We start from the raw sequence: 19,450 nt of genomic DNA on the forward strand, positions 1-19,450 counted from the left end.
ACGGACACAAGTTCGGGAAAGAGGCAGTTATGATTCGGATTGTAAAGGGAAATCAGGCAGTTTGCGCACAGTTTGTGAAAGAACTCAAGGAACGTGTCCACGAAAATGATAGAAGAGCCGATTCAGCTGTCGCTGAAATCATCGAAAATGTCCGTCAAAATGGCGACACTGCAATCCGGCAGTATGCCGAGAAATTTGATGGCTGGTGTCCTGAATCGTTAGAGCTTTCGATTGAAGAAGCCAAAGAGATGATGAAAGAATGTAATCCGAAATTCTTGGCAGCGCTAGAAAGGGCAGCTGAAAATATTCGTAATTTTCATATGCGGCAAAAACAACAGAGCCGAATTGACACAACTCCTGAAGGAATCATAATGGGGCAGCGTGTCAGGGGATTGAAGCGTGTGGGTGTGTATGTGCCGGGTGGTACAGCAGCGTATCCGTCGTCGGTGTTGATGAACACAATTCCGGCAAAAGTTGCGGAAGTGGGAGAAATCGTCATGGTGACACCACCGGGACGAAATGGTGCGCCTGACCCTAATATTATGGCAGCTGCTGTCATTGCTGGTGCAGACAGAATTTTCTTAATTGGCGGCGCACAGGCAGTTGCCGGACTAGCTTTTGGCACAGAAAGTATCCCTCGGGTGGATAAAATCGTTGGCCCTGGCAATATTTTTGTTGCCACGGCGAAAAAACAACTCTATGGCACCGTAGATATTGACATGATTGCCGGACCGAGTGAAATTCTTGTGATGGCTGACAAAACGGCAAAACCAAATTATTTAGCGGCAGATTTAATGAGCCAAGCAGAACATGACGTGATGGCATCTGCCATTTTACTCACTACTTCTGAAAAAGTTGCAAAAGAAACAGCAGAAGAAATCGAAAAACAGATGCAGAATCTTAGCCGAAAAGAGATTATTGAAAAATCGATACAAGATTTTGGTGCAATTTTAGTTTGCGAGAACAAGGAGCAGATGATAGAGTTTGCTAACGAGTTGGCCCCTGAGCATTTAGAGGTATGTTGTGAAAACCCGTTCGAATATATTGGTAAGCTTGATAATGCCGGTTCTCTTTTCTTGGGGAATTACTCACCTGAACCACTGGGTGATTATTATGCCGGAGCAAACCATGTTTTACCGACGAGCGGAACAGCAAGGTTCTTTTCTCCGCTATCGGTGGACACCTTCCTGAAAAAAGAAAGCTTTATTTATTACCCCAAAAATGAACTGCTGAAAGCGGCAGATGATATTATTTGTCTGGCAGAGATAGAAGAACTTACGGCACATGCGAATGCGATTGCGATACGTAAAGAAATGAACTAAGCGGAAAAGTCGTTTGGAATGAGGCAAATGAAAGGAAGAGTAAAATGGAATGGAACAGCAAAATTGGCGCACTTGAGCCATATAATCCTAATACACAACCTTGCGAAATTTATTTAAATGCAAATGAGTCATTTCTCAAGCTTCCTCAGGAAATTGTGGATGAAATGGCCAGAAAGATACAAAAAATTCCTTTGAATCGCTACCCTGACCCTATGGCAGCGGAAGTATGCCGCACATTTGCCGAATACTATGGAATTCGCTTGCAAGATGTGACGGCAGGAAATGGTTCTGACGAGCTGATTTCTGTAATCTTTTCTATTTTTTTGGAAAAAGGCGACCGCTTTGCAACCCTTGCACCCGATTTTTCAATGTATTCTTTTTATGGGCAGCTGGCGCAAGCAGAAGAAGTAAGAATTTTGAAAGATAAAAACTTCCAATTGGATATTGACAGCGTGATTGAAACCTGTAACAATAGGGATGTTAAGCTTTTGATTTTCAGCAACCCCTGTAACCCCACCTCTTTGGGCATTTCCAAAGAAGAGGTCAGGCGGCTAATTCAAAGCGTAAAAGCGCTTGTCGTGTTGGATGAAGCCTATATGGATTTTTGGGATCAAAGCCTGTTAGGGGAATATGAAGGCTATGACAATCTCATCATCTTGAGAACTTGCTCTAAAGCGTTTGCTTTGGCAGGACTTCGTCTTGGTTTTGCCGTGGCATCAAAAGAGATTACTTCTATTTTAAAAGCGGCTAAATCGCCATATAATGTGAACGCCATGACGCAAAAATTAGCCTCTGTTGTATTAAGTCATCAAAACAAGCTTAACAACGCAATTCAAACGATTGTGGCTTCAAAAGAAAGTCTTTATGAGGAATTACTGGCTGTTCAAAAACAGGGTGCCTCGTTTGAAGTGCTAGAGAGTTGTACGAACTTTGTATCACTCGTGACACAGAACCCACAAGAGCTGACAGATTTCATTGCCAAAAAAGAGATTGCTGTGCGTTTGACAGCAGGACTTGTGAGAATTACATGTGGGAATCCGGCAGAAAATGAAGCGGTTGTATCGGCAATTCGAGAATATTATCAGCAGTGATGGGCAGAAAGAGGGGATAAGATGAATCGGCAGGCGCAAATTGAGCGTGAAACCAAAGAAACGCAAGTGTATATTGACCTTTGCTTAGACGGCGGCGAAATTGAGGTTTCGACAGGTGTGGGATTTTTTGACCATATGCTGACAGCGTTTGCAGTACACGGCGGCTTTGGGCTGATTGTCAAAACAGTGGGAGATTGGCATGTAGACTGCCACCATACAGTAGAGGATACCGGCATTGTACTGGGGCAGGCTTTGGGGCAAGCTTTAGCAGATAAAGGCGGCATTGCACGCTATGGTTCATTTTTTGTCCCAATGGATGAAGCTTTGGGCTTTGCCAGTTTAGATATCAGCGGGCGTCCTTTTTTGGTGTTTCAAGCAGAATTTCCACAAGAAAAAGTGGGCGATTTTGATACCTGTATGACAGAAGAGTTTTTTCGAGCCTTTGCTTTCAATGCAGGGATAACCTTGCATTTGGGGTGCAAATATGGTAAGAATTCTCATCATATGATTGAAGCATTATTTAAGGCCACAGGTCATGCACTGAAAGAAGCAGTGAGCTTGACAGGAGATGACAATATTCTTTCTTCAAAAGGAGTATTGTAGAATAAAATGAGAGAAAATATACTTTGAAATGAAATTTGTGCTGTTTGAATGATGGAAGATAGAAGAAAAAACTGTTGAAAAAGAGAAACAGTACATAAACCGCAATTTGGCGGAAGAAAGGAACGGGCATTTATACATGATTATTTTACCGGCAATTGATTTAAAAGATGGGCAGTGTGTCCGACTATTTCAAGGAGATTATGCCACAGCTGAAGTGGTGGCGAATGATCCTGTGCAGACAGCAAAAGCTTTTGAGAGACAAGGCGCCAGATGGCTGCATATGGTTGATTTAGACGGTGCCAAAAGCAGACGTCCTTGTAACCATGAAGTGATTTTTGACGTCAGAAAAAATACAGATATGCAGATTGAGATTGGCGGGGGTATCCGTGATATGGATACCGTTGAGTTTTATCTTGATGGCGGCATCGACCGTGTTATTCTTGGGTCAGCAGCCTTGCATGACCCTGATTTTGTGCAACGTGCCATTGATAAGCACGGCAAAAAAATTGCAGTCGGGATTGATGCACTGGGCGGCAAGGTGGCGGCAGACGGTTGGCTTGACAAGAGTGAAGTAGACTATCTCGAACTTGCCAAAAAAATTGACCGCATGGGAGCCAGCTATATTATCTTCACAGATATTAGCAAAGACGGCACGTTAAATGGCCCGAACTTGGCGATGCTTGATAAAATCAACAATTCAGTTAAGACGAATATCATCGCAAGCGGCGGTGTCAGTACGATTATGGATATTATCAGTTTGCATGACTTAGGACTATATGGTGCGATTGTCGGCAAATCGGTTTATTCAAAGACCATGGATTTATCTTCTGCCATTGTTTTGGCACAGCGAATTACATTAAAGCACCCCAAAAATCGCACTGAAGTGGAAGACAACTTAGACCGCTATTTTACTAAATCTGAATTAATTCCGGCTATTATACAGGATGTAGATACAAAGCAGGTGCTGATGATGGCTTATATGAACCGTGAATCCTTTGAGAAATCTATGAAAACAGGGCAGACATGGTTCTATAGCAGAAGTCGTAATCAACTCTGGCATAAGGGCGAAACTTCAGGTAATACACAGCAAATTATCAGCGTGACGGCAGACTGCGACGATGATACTTTGTTGATTCAGGTCAAACCAAAAGGCCCTGCTTGCCACACAGGCAAAACAAGCTGTTTCTTTAAAGAAATCGGTTTATTCTGAGTGCCAATGTAAGAAGATAATAAATCTATTTAGAAGTCTATTTTTCAAAATGCGAGAATTTGCTTTTGAAAAAGGACTTTCTTTTCCTAAAAGGAGGAATTAACCATGACAGATGTTTTAGAGGAACTATATCAAACCGTTTTATCTCGAAAAGAAAATCAAGTAGAGGGTTCTTATACCTGCTATCTATTTGAAAAAGGAATAGACAAGATTCTAAAAAAATGTGGGGAAGAGTGCAGTGAAGTTATTATCGCCGCTAAAAATGGGGATAATGAAGAAACCGTGCTTGAAATCAGCGATTTACTGTATCATTTGGTGGTGCTGATGGCAAATGAAGGCATTTCTTATGAAGCGGTGCAGGCCGAACTAAGCAAGAGAAGTGAAAAGGCAGGCAATCTCAAACAATTTCATCAGGTGGATAAAAACTCATGAGCGATGACTTGATTACCTATTGGAAAAGGGAAGAACAAGCCGCTTTTGCAGGTTGGGATTTTTCTCATCTGGAGGGGAGATATGCTGAAGGTAAGCCGCCTTGGGATTATCGGGAAAAAGTAAAAGCGTTCTTAAAACCACAGACAAGACTATTGGATATGGACACGGGAGCAGGTGAATTTTTACTTTCTCTGCGCCACCCTTATGCTTTAACGAGTGTAACCGAGAGCTATCCTCCTAATGTTGAACTGTGCCAAAAGAGACTGACCCCACTTGGTATAACCGTTGCCGCCGTGGAGGGAACAGCGAAACTTCCCTTTGAGGAGAGTTCGTTTGACGTGGTTATCAATCGTCATGGCTCTTATGACATTAAAGAACTCAAAAGGATATTAAAGCCAAATGGCTTTTTCATTACGCAACAGGTAGGTAGTAGCAATAATCGAGAGCTTTCGTCTTATTTGTGTCCTGATTTCATGCCGACGAGTTTCACGCATAATCTTGAAAATGAGTCAAAGCGCTTTGCTGATGCAGGATTTAGACTAATGTATCAAAATCAGAGCTACCAAAAAACAGTTTTTACGGAGGTAGGAGCACTTTGCTATTATGCCAAACAAATTCCTTGGGAATTCCCTGAGTTTTCAGTCAATGCGGCACAGGAAAAACTCTTAAAACTCCATGAATTGTGCGAGCAAGAAGGAAAGATAGAATCTACTGCACATCGTTTTATGATTGTTGCCAAAAATCATAAATAGTGACAGTTATTTGCAATAAAAGCATAGAAATAGAAAGAACCTCCGGCCCATATAAGAGCAGGAGGTTTTGTGAAATGTAAAATTATTTGCTTTCTGCTTTCCACAGACCATGTAGGTTGCAGTATTCATAGACAACAAATGGCTCATTTTCTTTGATAACAAAATCGGCAGCAGGTTTGTCTTCGGGGGTAAGTTCAACTCTCTGGGTGTGTCCTGCTTGAGAAACCATAATCCACTGAATATAATGCTCAGCAGTCATGGGGTGGTCAACATCGCCTACGTTCACATGTAGCTGGTTGCCGTTCACAGAGAAAACAGGTACATGTTTCTCAGTAGCTGCGTCAGTAGTGTTGGCTGTGAGAAGCTTCATGGGTTGATGACAGCAAACAAGCTCGCCGCCTCCTTCATTGATTAAACCAACGATGTTTCCGCATACACTGCAACGATAGAATTTTTTCATAATGGTACACCCTTTCATATTTTCATTTCATTTTCTTGCCCTAATATGGCATTTATTATTATAGCATTTCTTGGGAAAAAGTAAAGAGGGTCGTTTTAAAGAAAAGATTATCATTTTTATTTTTTACTTTTCTACAAATTGGAAAGACAATATGAACGCTTGAAAGTGGTTTCTATTTGCCTAACCTGTAGTAAAAAGAAAAATAAAAGCAAACAAATCAACGCAAGCGAACTTCTTACTAGAAATTTTTATCCAAAAATGTTATACTAAAACCCAACACTAGTTGGAGGAATTGCCATTATGTATGGAGCCATTTTGGGTGATATTGCCGGGTCACTGTATGAATTCAGTCGCCCTAAAGGATTCAATCACAAGACAGTTAAACTTTTTGATAGCCTCAGCCGCTATACAGATGATAGTGTTCTAAGCATTGCCACAAAATATGCGGTTTTAACCGGATGTCCGTATGCCAGAGCGTATTCCAGTTTTGCAAAACGCTATCCGAATGCCGGTTATGGCAATATGTTTAGAAATTGGGTCATGAGAAGTTCTTCTAAAGGCTATAACAGCTATGGGAACGGCTCTGCTATGCGCGTTAGCTTTATTGGGGAGCATTTCTCTACGCTTGAACTGGTTGAGCGTGAGGCAGAGGTCAGTTCTATGTGTACACATAATCATCCTGAGGGTGTTAAAGCAGCTGTAGTAACAGCAGGGATGATTTATCTGGCGCGGCAGGGAGAGAGCAAAAAAGAGCTTTTACGCTATGTGAAAAGCTATGGTTATCAGACCTGTAAGCCACTGTTTTTATACCGCCCATTTTCTAAGTTTGATACGAGTGCGATGGGCACAATGCCGCTGGTCATCCGGTGTTTCTTTGAGAGTGATGACTGGGAAAGCTGCATGAGAAATGCCCTGAGTGTGCCTTGCGACACAGATACGGTTGGGTGCATTGCAGGAAGTATAGCAGACGCTTTTTACGGTAAAACCGGTTTTGATGAGATTGAAATTTTAAAACGATATTTAATAAAGCCAAGTCAAAACGGGCAGTTTGATACTTATTTGTTTGATTGGGCAACAAAAACCACATAACAAGAGGAGAATACAGATGATTGTGCAGACCTATCAATCTCAAGCTGTTCTTAAAATATTGAAGCGCGGCGAAATTTACCGAGCAAAGCCCAGTATTTCGTTTCGAGGAGAATATGGGGCACTAATTGAACTATTAGAGTTGAAATGTGAATGTCCTATTTTTGGCGTAATAAAAGGCAGAAGACAAAATACAAGCGGAAAAGTTTCTGCTACTGTTAAAATGACTTTAGATGTACCAGATAAATTTGTGAAATTGACAGAGTTTGGGGTATGGGCTGATTTTTTGTATACGTATAAATACACTAAACCGGGCAATTACCGAGCTTTAAAAGTAGATTATGAAGAAATGAGCATTAAACAATATCAAAAGATTCTAACAGAATTAAAAATACAAAAAGACCCCTCTAAATACGAATTCCCGCAAGTTATATTGGAAAAAATCAATCCGGAATGGCTTAAAAGTTATACAATTTATCATTCGAAACCGTCGGTAAGCGAAAAATGGGAACGATTTTGGAATAAGTTCAGAAAATAAAACAGTAGAGGCAACCAAGGTAAATAAGGATTTTTAGAAAGGGGAATCCCTATGAAAGTTGGTCAATACATCTTGTCACTCGATCAAGGAACAACTAGTTCGCGAGCGATTCTGTTTGATGCATGGGGCAGTATTGTGGGTGTTGGGCAAAAGGAATTTACTCAAATTTATCCACAACCAGGTTATGTTGAGCATGATGCTGTTGAAATTTTAGAAAGCGTTTTGTTTGCCATGCGGCAGGCGGTAGCTCAATCTGGAATTTCAGCCAGAGATATTGCGGCGATTGGAATAACCAATCAACGTGAAACGACGGTAGCATGGGATGCTCACACCGGATTGCCGATTTGTAATGCCATTGTTTGGCAGTGCCGACGAACAGCTGCTAAATGTGAAGAGCTCAAAAAAACGGAATGGGTTGGCTATATTAAAAAAACAACAGGCCTTTTGGTTGATCCTTATTTTTCCGGCACAAAAATGAATTGGATAATGGAAAATATACCGACGGCCAAAAAGTTAGCAGAAGAAAATCGGCTTTGCTTTGGTACGATTGATACATGGCTAATTTATGCCTTGACTGACAGAAAAACCTATGTGACAGATGTTTCAAATGCTTCTCGCACCATGCTTTTTGACATTCGCAAACTTTGCTGGGACGATAAATTGTTGAATTATTTAGAAATTCCTCGTCAGGCTTTGCCAAAAGTGGTAGATTCAAGTGGCGTGATCGGGTATTGTGAAGCTGCTGTTTTAGGAGAAGCCATTCCAATTGCAGGTATTGCAGGGGATCAACATGCTGCGCTATTTGGTCAGTGCTGTTTTGAAAAAGGGATGATTAAGAATACCTATGGAACAGGTTGTTTTGCGTTGATGAATACGGGAACAAAACCGATAGATTCTGAAAACGGATTATTAACGACAATTGGTTGGAAGATTGGCGACCAAGTTGTTTACGCACTGGAGGGCAGTGCGTTTCATGCTGGTTCGGCAATTAAATGGCTGAGAGATGAACTGGGAATTATCCAGTCGGCAGCAGAATGTGATCAGCTTGCCGAAACTGTAGAGGACACCGGAGATGTGTGGTTTGTTCCTGCTTTTACAGGATTGGGCGCACCGTATTGGGATATGTATGCACGAGGTGCTTTGCTGGGGATAACCAGAGGAACATCAAAAGCACATATCTGCCGTGCCGTTTTAGAAAGCATTGCACATGAAAGTGCAGATTTGCTGCGTCTTTTTGAAGAAGAGACAGGAGAAAAACTTTGTGGATTTCGAGTTGACGGCGGAGCATCTAAAAGTTGGTTTTTGATGCAGTTTCAGGCAGATATTCTAAAGACAAAAGTAGAGAAACCGTCTTGTTTAGAAACAACAGCTCTTGGTGCAGCAATGCTGGCAGGACTGGCGGTTGGCGTATGGGAAAATCAAGAGGAATTGTCGTCTATCTGGCAGCTAGGAACTGAATTTTTACCGGATATGCCAGAAGAAAGAAGGAACTATAGGATTCAGCGCTGGCATAAAGCGGTGGAGAGAAGTCAAAATTGGGTGGAATAGGGTGATTTTTTGGTAACAGTAATTGATTATGGAGCGGGAAATATTCAAAGCGTGATGAATGCATTGCGTTTTATCGGTTGTGAAGCGGTGCTGGCAGATGACCCCAAAGCATTAAAAAACAGTAAGGCTGTTCTTTTGCCGGGGGTTGGTTCATTTGGAGATGCCATGGCGAATCTGAAAAAAAGAGGATTTGCTACGGCTATTCAGGAATGGACGGCAGCCGATAAGCCTTTTTTGGGCATTTGTCTTGGCATGCAAGTCTTGTTTGAAAGCAGTGAAGAGTCTCCAGGAATAGAAGGGTTGGGAATTTTGAAAGGCAAGTTTAAGAAGTTTCCTGCCAATTTAGGGGTTAAAGTACCGCATATCGGTTGGAATTCTTTGGACGTCAAAAATGACAGTGGGATTTTTGACGGTCTGCCTGAAAACCCATATGTTTATTTTGTGCACTCCTATTATTTGCAAGCAGAAGAACCGATTGTATCGGCACGAGCCGATTATGGGATTCCGTTTGATGCAGCCGTGCAGAAAGGCAACCTCTGGGCATGCCAATTTCACCCTGAAAAGAGTGGAGAAACAGGTATTGCCATGCTCAAAAATTTCAGTGCTGCCATGAATAGGGAGGGCTAATCATGTACGCAAAAAGAATCATTCCTTGTTTGGATTTAAAGGATGGACGAGTGGTAAAAGGAACTAATTTTGTGGGGCTTCGTGATGCGGGCGATCCTGTTGAAGCGGCTATAGAATATAACAGGCAAAGTGCCGACGAACTGGTGCTTCTAGATATCACAGCTTCATCAGACAGCCGTGGTATTATGACTGATATTGTTGAAAAAGTGGCACAGAATATTTTCATTCCGTTTACAGTGGGCGGTGGTATTCGCACAATTGAAGACTTCACAGAGATTCTGCGTGCTGGAGCAGACAAGGTGTCGGTCAATTCGTCGGCACTGAAAAATCCTACATTAATTCAAGATGCTGCCTATAAATTTGGCAGTCAATGTGTTGTGGTGGCGATGGATGCCAAACGCACAGCAGACGGAAAATGGACGCTCTATCTGAATGGTGGGCGAATTGATACCGGCAGAGATGCGGTTGAATGGGCGAGAGAGGTCGAAAAATTGGGAGCAGGTGAAATTCTGCTAACCAGTATGGACTGCGATGGCACAAAGGCTGGCTATGACTTGGAACTAACAAGAGCCATTTCAGAATCAGTATCATTGCCTGTCATTGCCTCTGGCGGTGCAGGGCAACTCTCTCATTTTTCAGAAGTCATCACAGAGGGGAAGGCGGATGCTGTATTAGCGGCTTCTCTATTCCATTTTAAAGAAATCAGTATTCCTGATTTAAAAATCTATTTGCAGAATCAGGGGATTTCCGTTAGACAATAACAAAAATCTTAGGTGAACTTATGTCGAATATAAAAAGAAATTACGCAAAAGAGATGGATGCACTCATTCAGAAATTTGATGCGGATACAAAACCGAAATTGCTCTTGCATGTGTGCTGTGGTCCTTGTTCCAGTGCGGTGTTAGAGAGCATTGCTTCTCATTTTGCAATTTATGCACTCTTTTATAACCCCAATATTGCCCCCTACGATGAATTTATGAAACGTAAAAAAGAATTTGTGCGTTTGGTCGGTGAAATGAATTTGTCTGAGAGTGTCAACATTATATCTTGCGAATATGAAAATGAGAAATTCGAGGAGCTGGCAAAGGGGCTAGAAACCCTTCGAGAAGGGGGAGAGCGCTGCCATAAATGTTATGAATTGCGCATGCGCGAGGCAGCACAGAAAGCAAAAGAACTAGGTTGTGACTACTTTACCACAACACTTTCGATTAGTCCCATGAAGAATTCGGCAGTACTAAATGAGATTGGTGAACGTTTGGGAGAAGAGTTTGGCATTGCGCATTTACCATCGGATTTTAAGAAGAAAGAGGGCTATAAGCGGTCAATTCAATTGTCAAGAGATTACAATCTCTATCGACAAGACTACTGCGGATGTATCTACTCTAAAGCACAAAGGGAGGCAGAATGTCAGAGGACAGAGTAACCCTCTTGCAAACAGAACTTGATGAAATGCTGTATAAGCAAATTGCTTTTTTAAAGCAGTTAGCCATTCCCATTTCAGAAAAGATAGTGCCGCAAGTCAAGCTGAATTGGCGTACAAAATCAAGATTAGGTTGTTGTATCAAAAAACAAGACGTTTTTACGATTGAGTTATCAGCAACCTGTTTTAAGCCTGAATTTGTGCAGATTTATCCTGACTTACCCCAGCAAACTCTTTTGCACGAACTCTTGCATACCTGCCAGGGCTGCTCGAATCATGGCAGACTATGGAAGTACTATGCCAATATTGTCAACCAGCAGACAGGTTATAACATCAGTCGAACCGTCAAATATCAAAATGAAGAAAATGAAACCCCAAAAGAATATACATATCTGCTGCAATGCCAAAACTGCGGACAAAAAATTGGCAGAGAGAAACTTACAAAAGTGATTGCTAAACCTAATTTGTATCGCTGCAAATGCGGGGGCAAGCTGAAGAGAATAAAGTAATATAAAGGGTGAAGCGAAAAGCAGACCAAATCTTTCTCAATCTCGCAGAAAAAGATATCCTATGATTCATTAAAATCATAGGATATCTTTTTTATTAATTTAGTTAGTGTCTTGCAAAACTCAGTTTATGAATTATTTTTTATAGTCTAGCCAGCTAAAGCTATTGCCAGATTGAACAAATTCTACGGGTACATCGGGGCCGAATACATCAGGCAACCACTCTACCATGCTTTTCATACCAGGCTCTTCAAGGTTAAAATGTCCCACGTTGAGAACAGCTTTCTTAATACCCAAGGCGTTGGAATCTTGAATGTACTGTCCTAGTGTCCAGTCAATGATTTCTCCGGGAATAATAAGTTCACAATCAGTTGAGTCAATAAATTTAATTTGTCCCTTATCCCAATCAGAACCCAAGAAATGGGCAGCAATGCAAACTTTGGTCACTTCCATATCAGGATTACCTAAAAAACGAATTCCGTCAATGTTCATGACTTTGGCTACATGAGCCGCAACATCTTTTACAGTAGATTTGGGAATGATATATTGAAAACCAAGATGTCCGTCCGTATCTACCGCATAATCTGTCCAACCCAATTGTTTGGCTAATCCAGAAAAGACAACATCAGGCTTTTCATTGTGTACACGATCATGATCTCGATATAGAACAATCCCTGTTTCATCAAGCAATTGTTTTTTTGCCTGATAGACAGCATTGTCTTGTAGCCAATCGGTTTCATCCCAACCGTCAAAGAAAGCCGGTTCATGTCCAAGGATGAAATTGTATCCCATCTCAGCTGCTTTCTGTATAACAGCAGCTGTGGGGCAACAAGTGACAACAACACCGGTGCATTCTTGGTCAGGATTACCGTATTGTACACCATCACAAGTTCTTCTGCTTGGGTCAAGGGGACTATGGTGAGCTTCTAACTTCGCAATTACTTCTGAAATTTTCATGATCAATTCCTTTCTGCTTACGTAGATAAGCACGAAAATTTTATTTGGCTTAAAAACTAACAGCCGCAGTAGCAAGGTTTATCCTGCACTGCGACATGGTTTCACTTATACTTTGTTGGGTCCCATTTTTTTATAAACATCTTTTCTGTCAATCCACTCTAAGAAAGCGGAAACCTCGAGATCCCAAATTGAAAACTCGTGTTCATAATTCGGCAGATCATCATAGCGATATCTCGCACCTTGCCAATTTTCTTGCAAGAATTGATTGTAGGCAGTGACTTTTTCATATAAGAAATCTTTGTCACCAATGCATAAAAACAAGTCAGGAAGTTTTTTACCACTGGCCAATGCATTTTTAGTAGTTTCAATTATATCTACGAAAGGAGGCATATCTGGTTTTTCTTTTTGAAGTGTAAGTAAATCTTTTCCGGCAAAAACGGCAGGGGAAAAAGCACCAATGGCACTATAACGTTCTGGATTTTCTAGTCCGTGCAATAACGCGCCGTAGCCGCCCATAGAAAGACCGGCAATATAGCGTTCTTCAGGTTTGCTAGAAACAGGGAAATAGGATTCTACAAAATTTGGTAGCTCATGCTCTAGGAAATCATAATAGTTATCACCTGAGCCAGCGTTCATATATGCTTTATTGCCAACTGAAAAAGTAACGATGGCAATGCGTTTTTCTTCTGCATAACGGTCAACATTGGTATAACGATGCCATACCATATAATCATTGCCATGACCATGAAGAAGGTAAACAACCGGAAATTTTTCGGGTAATTGGTGTGTGTGTTCTTCGTCCATATTACAAGAAGTAAAGGACGGCAGTGTCACGGCTATATCTACGCCGTGACAGAGAGAATAAGAAAAGAAATTGCAATGAATCTGTGCCATATTAGTTTACTCCTTATTTTCGTTTGTATCAATTGTTTTCATGAAATCAGCTGTTCCCGCAGTAATGGTATAGGTTTTCTTTTTAAAGTTTACTCTCAGTTCGGCAATTTCATCACCGTTTTCTCTGCGAATCCACAGTTCTTCTTCTGAAGAGGGGAGCAAAATAAAAGAGCCATCAAATGCTTTACATTTATTTCTGAATTTCATCAAATCTAACAGCTTGCGAACGACAGGGCGTTTAACTTCTTCTTCCACTTCTTGTTCAGTGTAGTAGTGTCGGTTGATGTTGCGTCCTTCTTTAGTGGCTTCTAACAATTCAATATCATTTCGGCCAGCTAGCATACCAACATAGTATACCTGGGGAATACCAGGGGCAAAAAATTGCACAGCACGGGCAATCAAATAAGCACTGTCATCTTCACCTAAAGCAGAATAGTAAGTGCAGTTCACTTGATAGATATCAAGATTGTTATAGGTAGCGGTGTTGTATATTTTTTTGACATTGGCACCAAAACGGAAAATATCTTCTTTTGTTTTTTCAATCTCTTCATCAGGCAGCAAATCTTTTACATCGACAACACCAATACCATCATGGGTATCCAAAGTCGTGAATTGTTTTCTAGGGCAGATTTCTAGCCAATGCTTTAAATAGGGAGATTGACCATAATAAAGTGCATTAATCAGAAGCATGGGGAGGGCAAAGTCATATACATAATAATCTTTGTCAGCAATTTTCTGCTGCATCGTGTAGTGTTCATGAATTTCGGGAAGAATCGTAGCGCCATAGGGCTTCACAATTTCAGCCGTTTCATTTAAGAGATCCCAAACCTCGGGCTCAACAAAAAAGCAGGTAGTATCCGCTCTTTTGGTGGCATAAGCAAAGGCGTCAAGACGAATGATGGCAATACCATATTTAGCCAATCCCTCTAAATTCTCACGCAAAAATTTCTTTGCTGTTTCAGAAGGGCAGTTAATATCAATTTGTTCTTCGCCAAAGGTACACCATATTTTTTCGGTAGTGCCATCTGCAAATTGAGCATCAATATACGGTGCTTTAGGTTTGCGTTTATAAATAATATCAACCTGTTCTTGTGTGGGTTCACCGTTCTCCCAAAAATCCTTATAGCGAATAAAGAGGTCCTTGTATTCGGAGTTGTCCTTTTTTTGCAAAAAATCTTTGTAGTATTCACTTTGTGCCGAAATATGATTAATCATATAGTCAGCCATAAGATAATAATCTTCAGATAAATTGGTGATGTTTGTCCAGTCACCAAAAGACTTATCAACCTCACGATAAGTCATAGGGGCAAACCCTCTATCCCCTGAAGAAGGGAAAAATGGTAAAAGATGAACACCGCCAATGGCACTGCCTACATGCTGTTTCAAGATATGATGCAATTCTTCCAAGTTATGGCCCATAGAATCACTGTAGGTAATCAGCATGATTTGATTCGATAATTTTTTCATAGATTGGGTTGTCCTTTCTCTGTAGAAGGAGATAAAAGTATTTATATTCTAGAATTAGAATAGACAATCATAGCATTCCCGATACATTTAATTTGTTTCTGGTCGGGGTCAGGAACATAGTCATAAACTTCATATTCATCAGGATGACTGATAATAGCGTTACAGCAATCTAACATGTCCTGCAAATAAATAGGGGATAACCCTAATCTACTGTGACTGGGATATAGTTTTTTGACAGATTGCAAGCGAGGCATTACGGTAGATAGAGTATCACGAAAAGCCGTGACAGTTAGACATTCAGGGTAATAAGGATTAGGGAATCGACCAATAATCAATGTAGGGGTCGATAGAATGGCATCACCGCTGAATAGCATACCGCTTTGGTGATCAAGCAATATACAGCCACCGGCAGCGTGTCCGGGCATGTGAATGACTTCTACCGCATGATTTTCTCCCAAAACAAACTGATGACCATCTTCTATACTGACGATTTCATAAGGCTCTATTGGCACAACATCTTCCGGTTTAAAAAATTCAGCGGGAGGCAACATGCGGTGATCAGCGTGTTTGAAAGTATCTTGCAGATATGGAACATCATATTTATGGCAGAATATACGCTCAAATTGACTGTTTCCCGCACTGTGATCGCCGTGAAAATGAGTGTTGACTACATCGAATGGCTTATCGGTTAAGGTTTCGACCAATCCTTTTAAGTTGCCAATGCCAAAGCCGGTGTCAATCAAGAGAGCACGATCTTTGCCCTCAATGAGGTGCATCCAAACGGCTGCACCTTTGCTATGGGCATCAAAGTAAAGATGATGAATATGCGAATTTTCTTCATTTTCAAAGACTAGAACATAAGGATTTATGTCATAAACTTTGTGAGCTTGGGTTTTGATAGAAGAAGCAAACTCATCACTGATTTGCATATGTTTTTTCCAGTTTGACATAAAGATTCCTCCTTATCCTTTAACGCCGCCAACCACAATGCCTTTAACGAAAGATTTCTGGATAAAAGGATAAACGATAACGACGGGGAGCAGTGCGACCACTGCAATAGCCATACGAATTCCTACGCTGGGGAGCGTGCCCATTTCAACATTAACGCCTTGCAGCTGTGAAGCAGTCTTTAAGAACTGAGCATTATTCAGCATATTGGTCAGAACATTTTGAATCGTATACAAATCAGTACGTTTGACAAGGTAATAAAGACCGTTGGTCCAGTCGTTCCAGTAAGCTAGACCGGACATTAGACCGATTGTACCAATAATCGGCGTCGACATTGGCAGAACAACACGAACGAGAGTGTTGATTTCACTGGCACCGTCTAGCTTAGCAGCTTCAATAATGGCATCGGGAATATTGGTTTTAAAATAGTTTCGGACGAGAATGACATTGAAAGGACTCATCAAAAAAGACGGAATTAACAGAGCAAAAATGGTATCACGAATGTGGAACATTTGTGAATACATAATATAGGTGGGAACAAGACCGCCGTTGAACAACATGGTGAAGAAAACAATAAAAGCGATTAGATTTCTTCCTTTTAAGCCCGGACGAGCCAGCGGGTAGGCTAGTAAAACAGTCATAGCCATATTGCAAATAGTACCGATAATGGTGATAAAAATAGTAATGCTATAGGCACGTAAAATAGCGTTGCCTGCTTTGAAGATATATTGATAAGCAGCCATGCTGAATTTTGCAGGGAAGAACGAATAGCCATTTAACAAGAGGGTTTGCTCATCAGTAAAAGAAGCCAAAGCCAAAAGTAACAAAGGCAAAATACAGGTCAAAGTTAAAATAGCCAAACAAACGTGAGGCACAATTTTTGAAAGCTTAGTATTGGTAATCATGCAATTGATTCATTCCTTTCTATGGACAAATTAAAACAGAGCACTGTCTTTGTCGACTTTTCTTGTAATGATATTTGCGCCCATTACAAGGATAAAACCTAGAATGGATTGCATAAAACCGGCAGCTGATGAACGACCGATATCGTTTAGCTGTAAAAGGCCACGATAGACATAGGTGTCGATGGTGTTTGTGGTGTTGTAGAGAAGGCCGTTGTTCATGGGTACCTGATAGAAGAGACCGAAATCAGAGTAGAACATTCTGCCCAAATGAATCACCACCAAAGTGATAATGGTTGTCTTTAAGCAGGGGAGTGTGATGTGTTTGATTTGCTGCCAGGTAGAGGCACCATCAATAACAGCAGCTTCATAATATGAATCGTCTATTCCGACCAAGGTTGCATAATATAAAATGGAAGAATAGCCGAATGATTTCCATAGGTAAATGACGGTAAGAATAACAGGCCAATACTGTGGAGAAGAATACCAGCTGATGTCTTTCATACCAAGTGGTTCGAGAATTGAATTATTGATAAACCCATTGTCTACACTAAGAAAGGCAAATGCTAAATAGCTGATAACAGCAGATGACAATAAAAACGGCAGCAAAATGCTAGTTTGATAAACTCTTAAAGATTTGGCACGTACTTGGCTTAATAAGATGGCAACGACAATAGCTAAAACAGTTCCGAGAACGATAAAAGCTAGATTGTAGAGCAAAGTGTTACGGAAAATAATAAAAGCATCTTTAGTTTGAAACAGGTATTTAAAGTTATCAAAGCCGACCCAAGGGCTCTTAAAAATACCTACCGAATAATTTATTTTTTTAAAGGCAAAGCTTAGGCCAAACATAGGAAGATAGTTATTCAGAAGCAAATAGAGTAAGCCCGGAATCATCAATGCGTAAAGCGGAAGATCTTTCGTAAAACGATTTACTTTTTTTGGTTTTTGAGATTTGGGCTGTATGGTTTTTTCCATGGGGACAACGTCCTCCCTCGCAAAAATTTTTTAGTCAAACACAGACTTACCTAATATTTGAATGAAGGCAGATAAGATACTTATCTGCCCACATTACAAACAGTCATTTAAATTTTAAGATTATTTACTTGCAAGGAATGCATCGAGCTGTTGTTGTTTGGCAGCGATAATTGTATCAATACCAGCATCCTTTAGTCCCTGTTGGAACTGAGCAAGGGTTCCTTCAAAATCTGTAACAGAACCAGATGCTAGTGCATTTTCATACTGATTAACAACGTTTGTACAAGCTGAAACAGCATCAGAAACGCTGGTCAAATCAAATTGGCATCCAAAAGCTTTAGATTGATGAGCATTTTTGTTGGCATCTTTTAATTGCTGATAATAATCAGTTGGGTATTCAAAAGGATAAGATAGTGTGGAGTTCAGAGCTGTCCAAGAATAACCCATTGCCCAACCTGTTGTAGAAACATTTTTGCCTTCTACATAAGTGGCAGTATTATCATCTTTCAAAGTATAGTGCTCATTTTGAATACCGTTAATAATTAGATTAACAGCATCAGAATCAGTAGCCATCAAGTTGATATAGGCAGCAGCTTTTTCAGGATTCTTAGAAGCTGGGTTGATACAATCATAACCCCAAGGTGTAACAGCAACAGCATCATCATAAATTTGGAGAGAAGCGATTTCTGTACCAAAGTTTTGTGAAGACCAAATGCCGTTCATTTCAGCACTAAAGTGTCCTGCAAAGTTACCAAAGGCTTTTCCAGAAGGAATGAAATCAACAGGAGCATCTGCTACGTTGAGCAAGTCAGGCATATAAGCGCCCATTTCAGACCATTGTTTAAAGTAGCCAACCAATTCTTTATAGCCTTCGCTCTCATAGTAATTGGTTACGGTTGTTGTCTGGCCGTAATCTTCGAGAACGCCTAATTTGTTACCTAATTGATCAATACGTGAGTCGCCGATATTGGGTCCGCCGTTCATCGGTCCGATGAGGGGGGTGTCAGGATATTTTGCTTTAATTTTGCTGAATAGTTCAGTTAGTTCAGCAAGATCAACTTTATCGCCGTTTTTATATCCAAACTCAGTTGCAATGTCAGCACGGAGGTTGTAAGCAGCTGTAGAAGCTTGATCGAGCAAGTGGCCAATGCCGTAAAGATTGCCATCAACGCGGCCGGCTTCATAGACATTTTCACCAAGAGCAGCTTTCATGTCTGCTTCATAAGGTTTCATCAAATCGTCTAAAGCAAGTGCTTGACCATTGTTCACAACAGTGCTGTAAGGTACGCTCACACCAGCCATGTAAACATCCAGTGTATCATCACCGCCTGAAAGCAGTAGGTTAAGCTGAGTTGCTACGTTGGCAACTTCAATCATAACGAACTCGACGTTGACACCAATTTTTTCTCTAGTGATTTTGCTGAGTTCTTCAGCAACTTTGTCTGCGTCAGCAGGGATAGAACCGCAAATTACCATAGTAGAAATAGTGGGATACTCTTCATCTGTGCCGGCTTCAGAAGAAACTTCTTTTTTAGAAGAGGTTTCTGATGTTGCAGGAGTACTAGATTCTGTAGAAGAAGTACCTTTGTTATTTGCACAGCCTGCCAAAGATGTGACAACCATCATCAGGGCAAGAAGAGCAGCAAATAGTTTTTTTGTTGACATGATTTTACCTCCAAGAATAAAATATGGTTAGTTTGCTCGTTTTG

21 protein-coding genes are annotated in these 19,450 nt (G+C 40.9%); 13 read left to right on the forward strand and 8 right to left on the reverse strand.

Annotation, left to right across the window (positions count from 1 at the left end; genetic code table 11):
• The first annotated feature begins 29 nt into the window (after positions 1-29).
• The 6 genes from hisD to CS931_RS00265 all read left to right on the forward strand — a co-directional run bounded on the left by hisD (position 30) and on the right by CS931_RS00265 (position 5,410).
• On the forward strand, positions 30-1,322 hold the full coding sequence (hisD, locus tag CS931_RS00240; RefSeq protein ID WP_099203756.1) for a histidinol dehydrogenase: 1,293 nt from the start codon (positions 30-32) through the stop codon (positions 1,320-1,322).
• A gap of 44 nt (positions 1,323-1,366) precedes the next feature.
• Positions 1,367-2,413 (forward strand): pyridoxal phosphate-dependent aminotransferase, encoded by a 1,047-nt coding sequence (locus CS931_RS00245; RefSeq protein WP_099203757.1) that lies wholly within the window; start codon positions 1,367-1,369, stop codon positions 2,411-2,413.
• Positions 2,414-2,434: 21 nt separating this feature from the next.
• Positions 2,435-3,016 carry an imidazoleglycerol-phosphate dehydratase HisB gene (hisB, locus tag CS931_RS00250; protein WP_099203758.1) on the forward strand — a complete coding sequence of 194 codons (582 nt, stop codon included), beginning with the start codon at positions 2,435-2,437 and terminating at the stop codon, positions 3,014-3,016.
• A gap of 136 nt (positions 3,017-3,152) precedes the next feature.
• Complete coding sequence (gene hisA, locus CS931_RS00255; RefSeq protein WP_159459697.1) at positions 3,153-4,226, forward strand: 1-(5-phosphoribosyl)-5-[(5-phosphoribosylamino)methylideneamino]imidazole-4-carboxamide isomerase; 1,074 nt, start codon at positions 3,153-3,155, stop codon at positions 4,224-4,226.
• A 105-nt stretch (positions 4,227-4,331) separates the two neighbouring features.
• A complete protein-coding gene (gene hisE, locus CS931_RS00260) occupies positions 4,332-4,658 on the forward strand; it encodes a phosphoribosyl-ATP diphosphatase (RefSeq protein ID WP_099203759.1) in 327 nt (108 codons plus the stop codon).
• A complete protein-coding gene (locus CS931_RS00265) occupies positions 4,655-5,410 on the forward strand; it encodes a class I SAM-dependent methyltransferase (protein ID WP_099203760.1) in 756 nt (251 codons plus the stop codon). Before hisE ends, CS931_RS00265 begins: the two co-directional genes overlap by 4 nt.
• Positions 5,411-5,492: 82 nt before the next feature.
• Here CS931_RS00265 and CS931_RS00270 read toward each other — a convergent pair whose 3' ends face one another.
• A complete protein-coding gene (locus CS931_RS00270) occupies positions 5,493-5,870 on the reverse strand; it encodes a desulfoferrodoxin (protein ID WP_099203761.1) in 378 nt (125 codons plus the stop codon).
• 300 nt (positions 5,871-6,170) lie between these two features.
• Between CS931_RS00270 and CS931_RS00275 the strand changes: the two genes are divergently transcribed.
• Genes CS931_RS00275 through CS931_RS00305 form a run of 7 tightly spaced genes read left to right on the forward strand, consistent with a single transcriptional unit; the run spans position 6,171 to position 11,598 of the window.
• Positions 6,171-6,959: an ADP-ribosylglycohydrolase family protein gene (locus CS931_RS00275; protein WP_099203762.1), complete on the forward strand. Its 789-nt coding sequence runs from the start codon at positions 6,171-6,173 to the stop codon at positions 6,957-6,959.
• Positions 6,960-6,975: 16 nt separating this feature from the next.
• Positions 6,976-7,494, forward strand: a complete 519-nt coding sequence (locus tag CS931_RS00280; RefSeq protein ID WP_242964863.1) for a hypothetical protein — start codon at positions 6,976-6,978, stop codon at positions 7,492-7,494.
• Positions 7,495-7,545: 51 nt separating this feature from the next.
• Positions 7,546-9,042, forward strand: a complete 1,497-nt coding sequence (glpK, locus tag CS931_RS00285; RefSeq protein ID WP_099203763.1) for a glycerol kinase GlpK — start codon at positions 7,546-7,548, stop codon at positions 9,040-9,042.
• Between the two features lie 9 nt (positions 9,043-9,051).
• The gene (hisH, locus tag CS931_RS00290; RefSeq protein ID WP_099203764.1) at positions 9,052-9,669 is read left to right on the forward strand and encodes an imidazole glycerol phosphate synthase subunit HisH; all 618 of its coding nucleotides are present in this window, start codon (positions 9,052-9,054) and stop codon (positions 9,667-9,669) included.
• Between the two features lie 2 nt (positions 9,670-9,671).
• Entirely contained in the window at positions 9,672-10,430 is a 759-nt protein-coding gene (gene hisF, locus CS931_RS00295; RefSeq protein WP_099203765.1) for an imidazole glycerol phosphate synthase subunit HisF, read from the forward strand.
• A gap of 20 nt (positions 10,431-10,450) precedes the next feature.
• On the forward strand, positions 10,451-11,092 hold the full coding sequence (locus tag CS931_RS00300) for an epoxyqueuosine reductase QueH (protein WP_099203766.1): 642 nt from the start codon (positions 10,451-10,453) through the stop codon (positions 11,090-11,092).
• Positions 11,074-11,598: a SprT-like domain-containing protein gene (locus CS931_RS00305; RefSeq protein ID WP_099203767.1), complete on the forward strand. Its 525-nt coding sequence runs from the start codon at positions 11,074-11,076 to the stop codon at positions 11,596-11,598. The genes CS931_RS00300 and CS931_RS00305 overlap by 19 nt, the downstream gene beginning before the upstream one ends.
• Positions 11,599-11,730: 132 nt before the next feature.
• On the opposite strand, the gene CS931_RS00310 is transcribed toward CS931_RS00305, so the two are convergent.
• From CS931_RS00310 to CS931_RS00340, 7 genes are all read right to left on the reverse strand, one after another.
• The gene (locus CS931_RS00310; RefSeq protein ID WP_099203768.1) at positions 11,731-12,552 is read right to left on the reverse strand and encodes a Nif3-like dinuclear metal center hexameric protein; all 822 of its coding nucleotides are present in this window, start codon (positions 12,550-12,552) and stop codon (positions 11,731-11,733) included.
• A gap of 105 nt (positions 12,553-12,657) precedes the next feature.
• Positions 12,658-13,446, reverse strand: a complete 789-nt coding sequence (locus CS931_RS00315; protein ID WP_099203769.1) for an alpha/beta hydrolase — start codon at positions 13,444-13,446, stop codon at positions 12,658-12,660.
• A 6-nt stretch (positions 13,447-13,452) separates the two neighbouring features.
• Positions 13,453-14,913, reverse strand: a complete 1,461-nt coding sequence (gtfA, locus tag CS931_RS00320) for a sucrose phosphorylase (RefSeq protein WP_099203770.1) — start codon at positions 14,911-14,913, stop codon at positions 13,453-13,455.
• A 41-nt stretch (positions 14,914-14,954) separates the two neighbouring features.
• The gene (locus CS931_RS00325; protein WP_099203771.1) at positions 14,955-15,863 is read right to left on the reverse strand and encodes an MBL fold metallo-hydrolase; all 909 of its coding nucleotides are present in this window, start codon (positions 15,861-15,863) and stop codon (positions 14,955-14,957) included.
• A 12-nt stretch (positions 15,864-15,875) separates the two neighbouring features.
• The gene (locus CS931_RS00330) at positions 15,876-16,766 is read right to left on the reverse strand and encodes a carbohydrate ABC transporter permease (protein WP_200814921.1); all 891 of its coding nucleotides are present in this window, start codon (positions 16,764-16,766) and stop codon (positions 15,876-15,878) included.
• 30 nt (positions 16,767-16,796) lie between these two features.
• Complete coding sequence (locus tag CS931_RS00335; RefSeq protein WP_099203772.1) at positions 16,797-17,741, reverse strand: ABC transporter permease; 945 nt, start codon at positions 17,739-17,741, stop codon at positions 16,797-16,799.
• Positions 17,742-17,861: 120 nt separating this feature from the next.
• Complete coding sequence (locus tag CS931_RS00340; RefSeq protein ID WP_099203773.1) at positions 17,862-19,406, reverse strand: ABC transporter substrate-binding protein; 1,545 nt, start codon at positions 19,404-19,406, stop codon at positions 17,862-17,864.
• Positions 19,407-19,450: the final 44 nt, after the last annotated feature.

The sequence above is a fragment of the Scatolibacter rhodanostii genome, assembly GCF_900197595.1.
Lineage (GTDB): Bacteria > Bacillota > Clostridia > Oscillospirales > Acutalibacteraceae > Scatolibacter > Scatolibacter rhodanostii.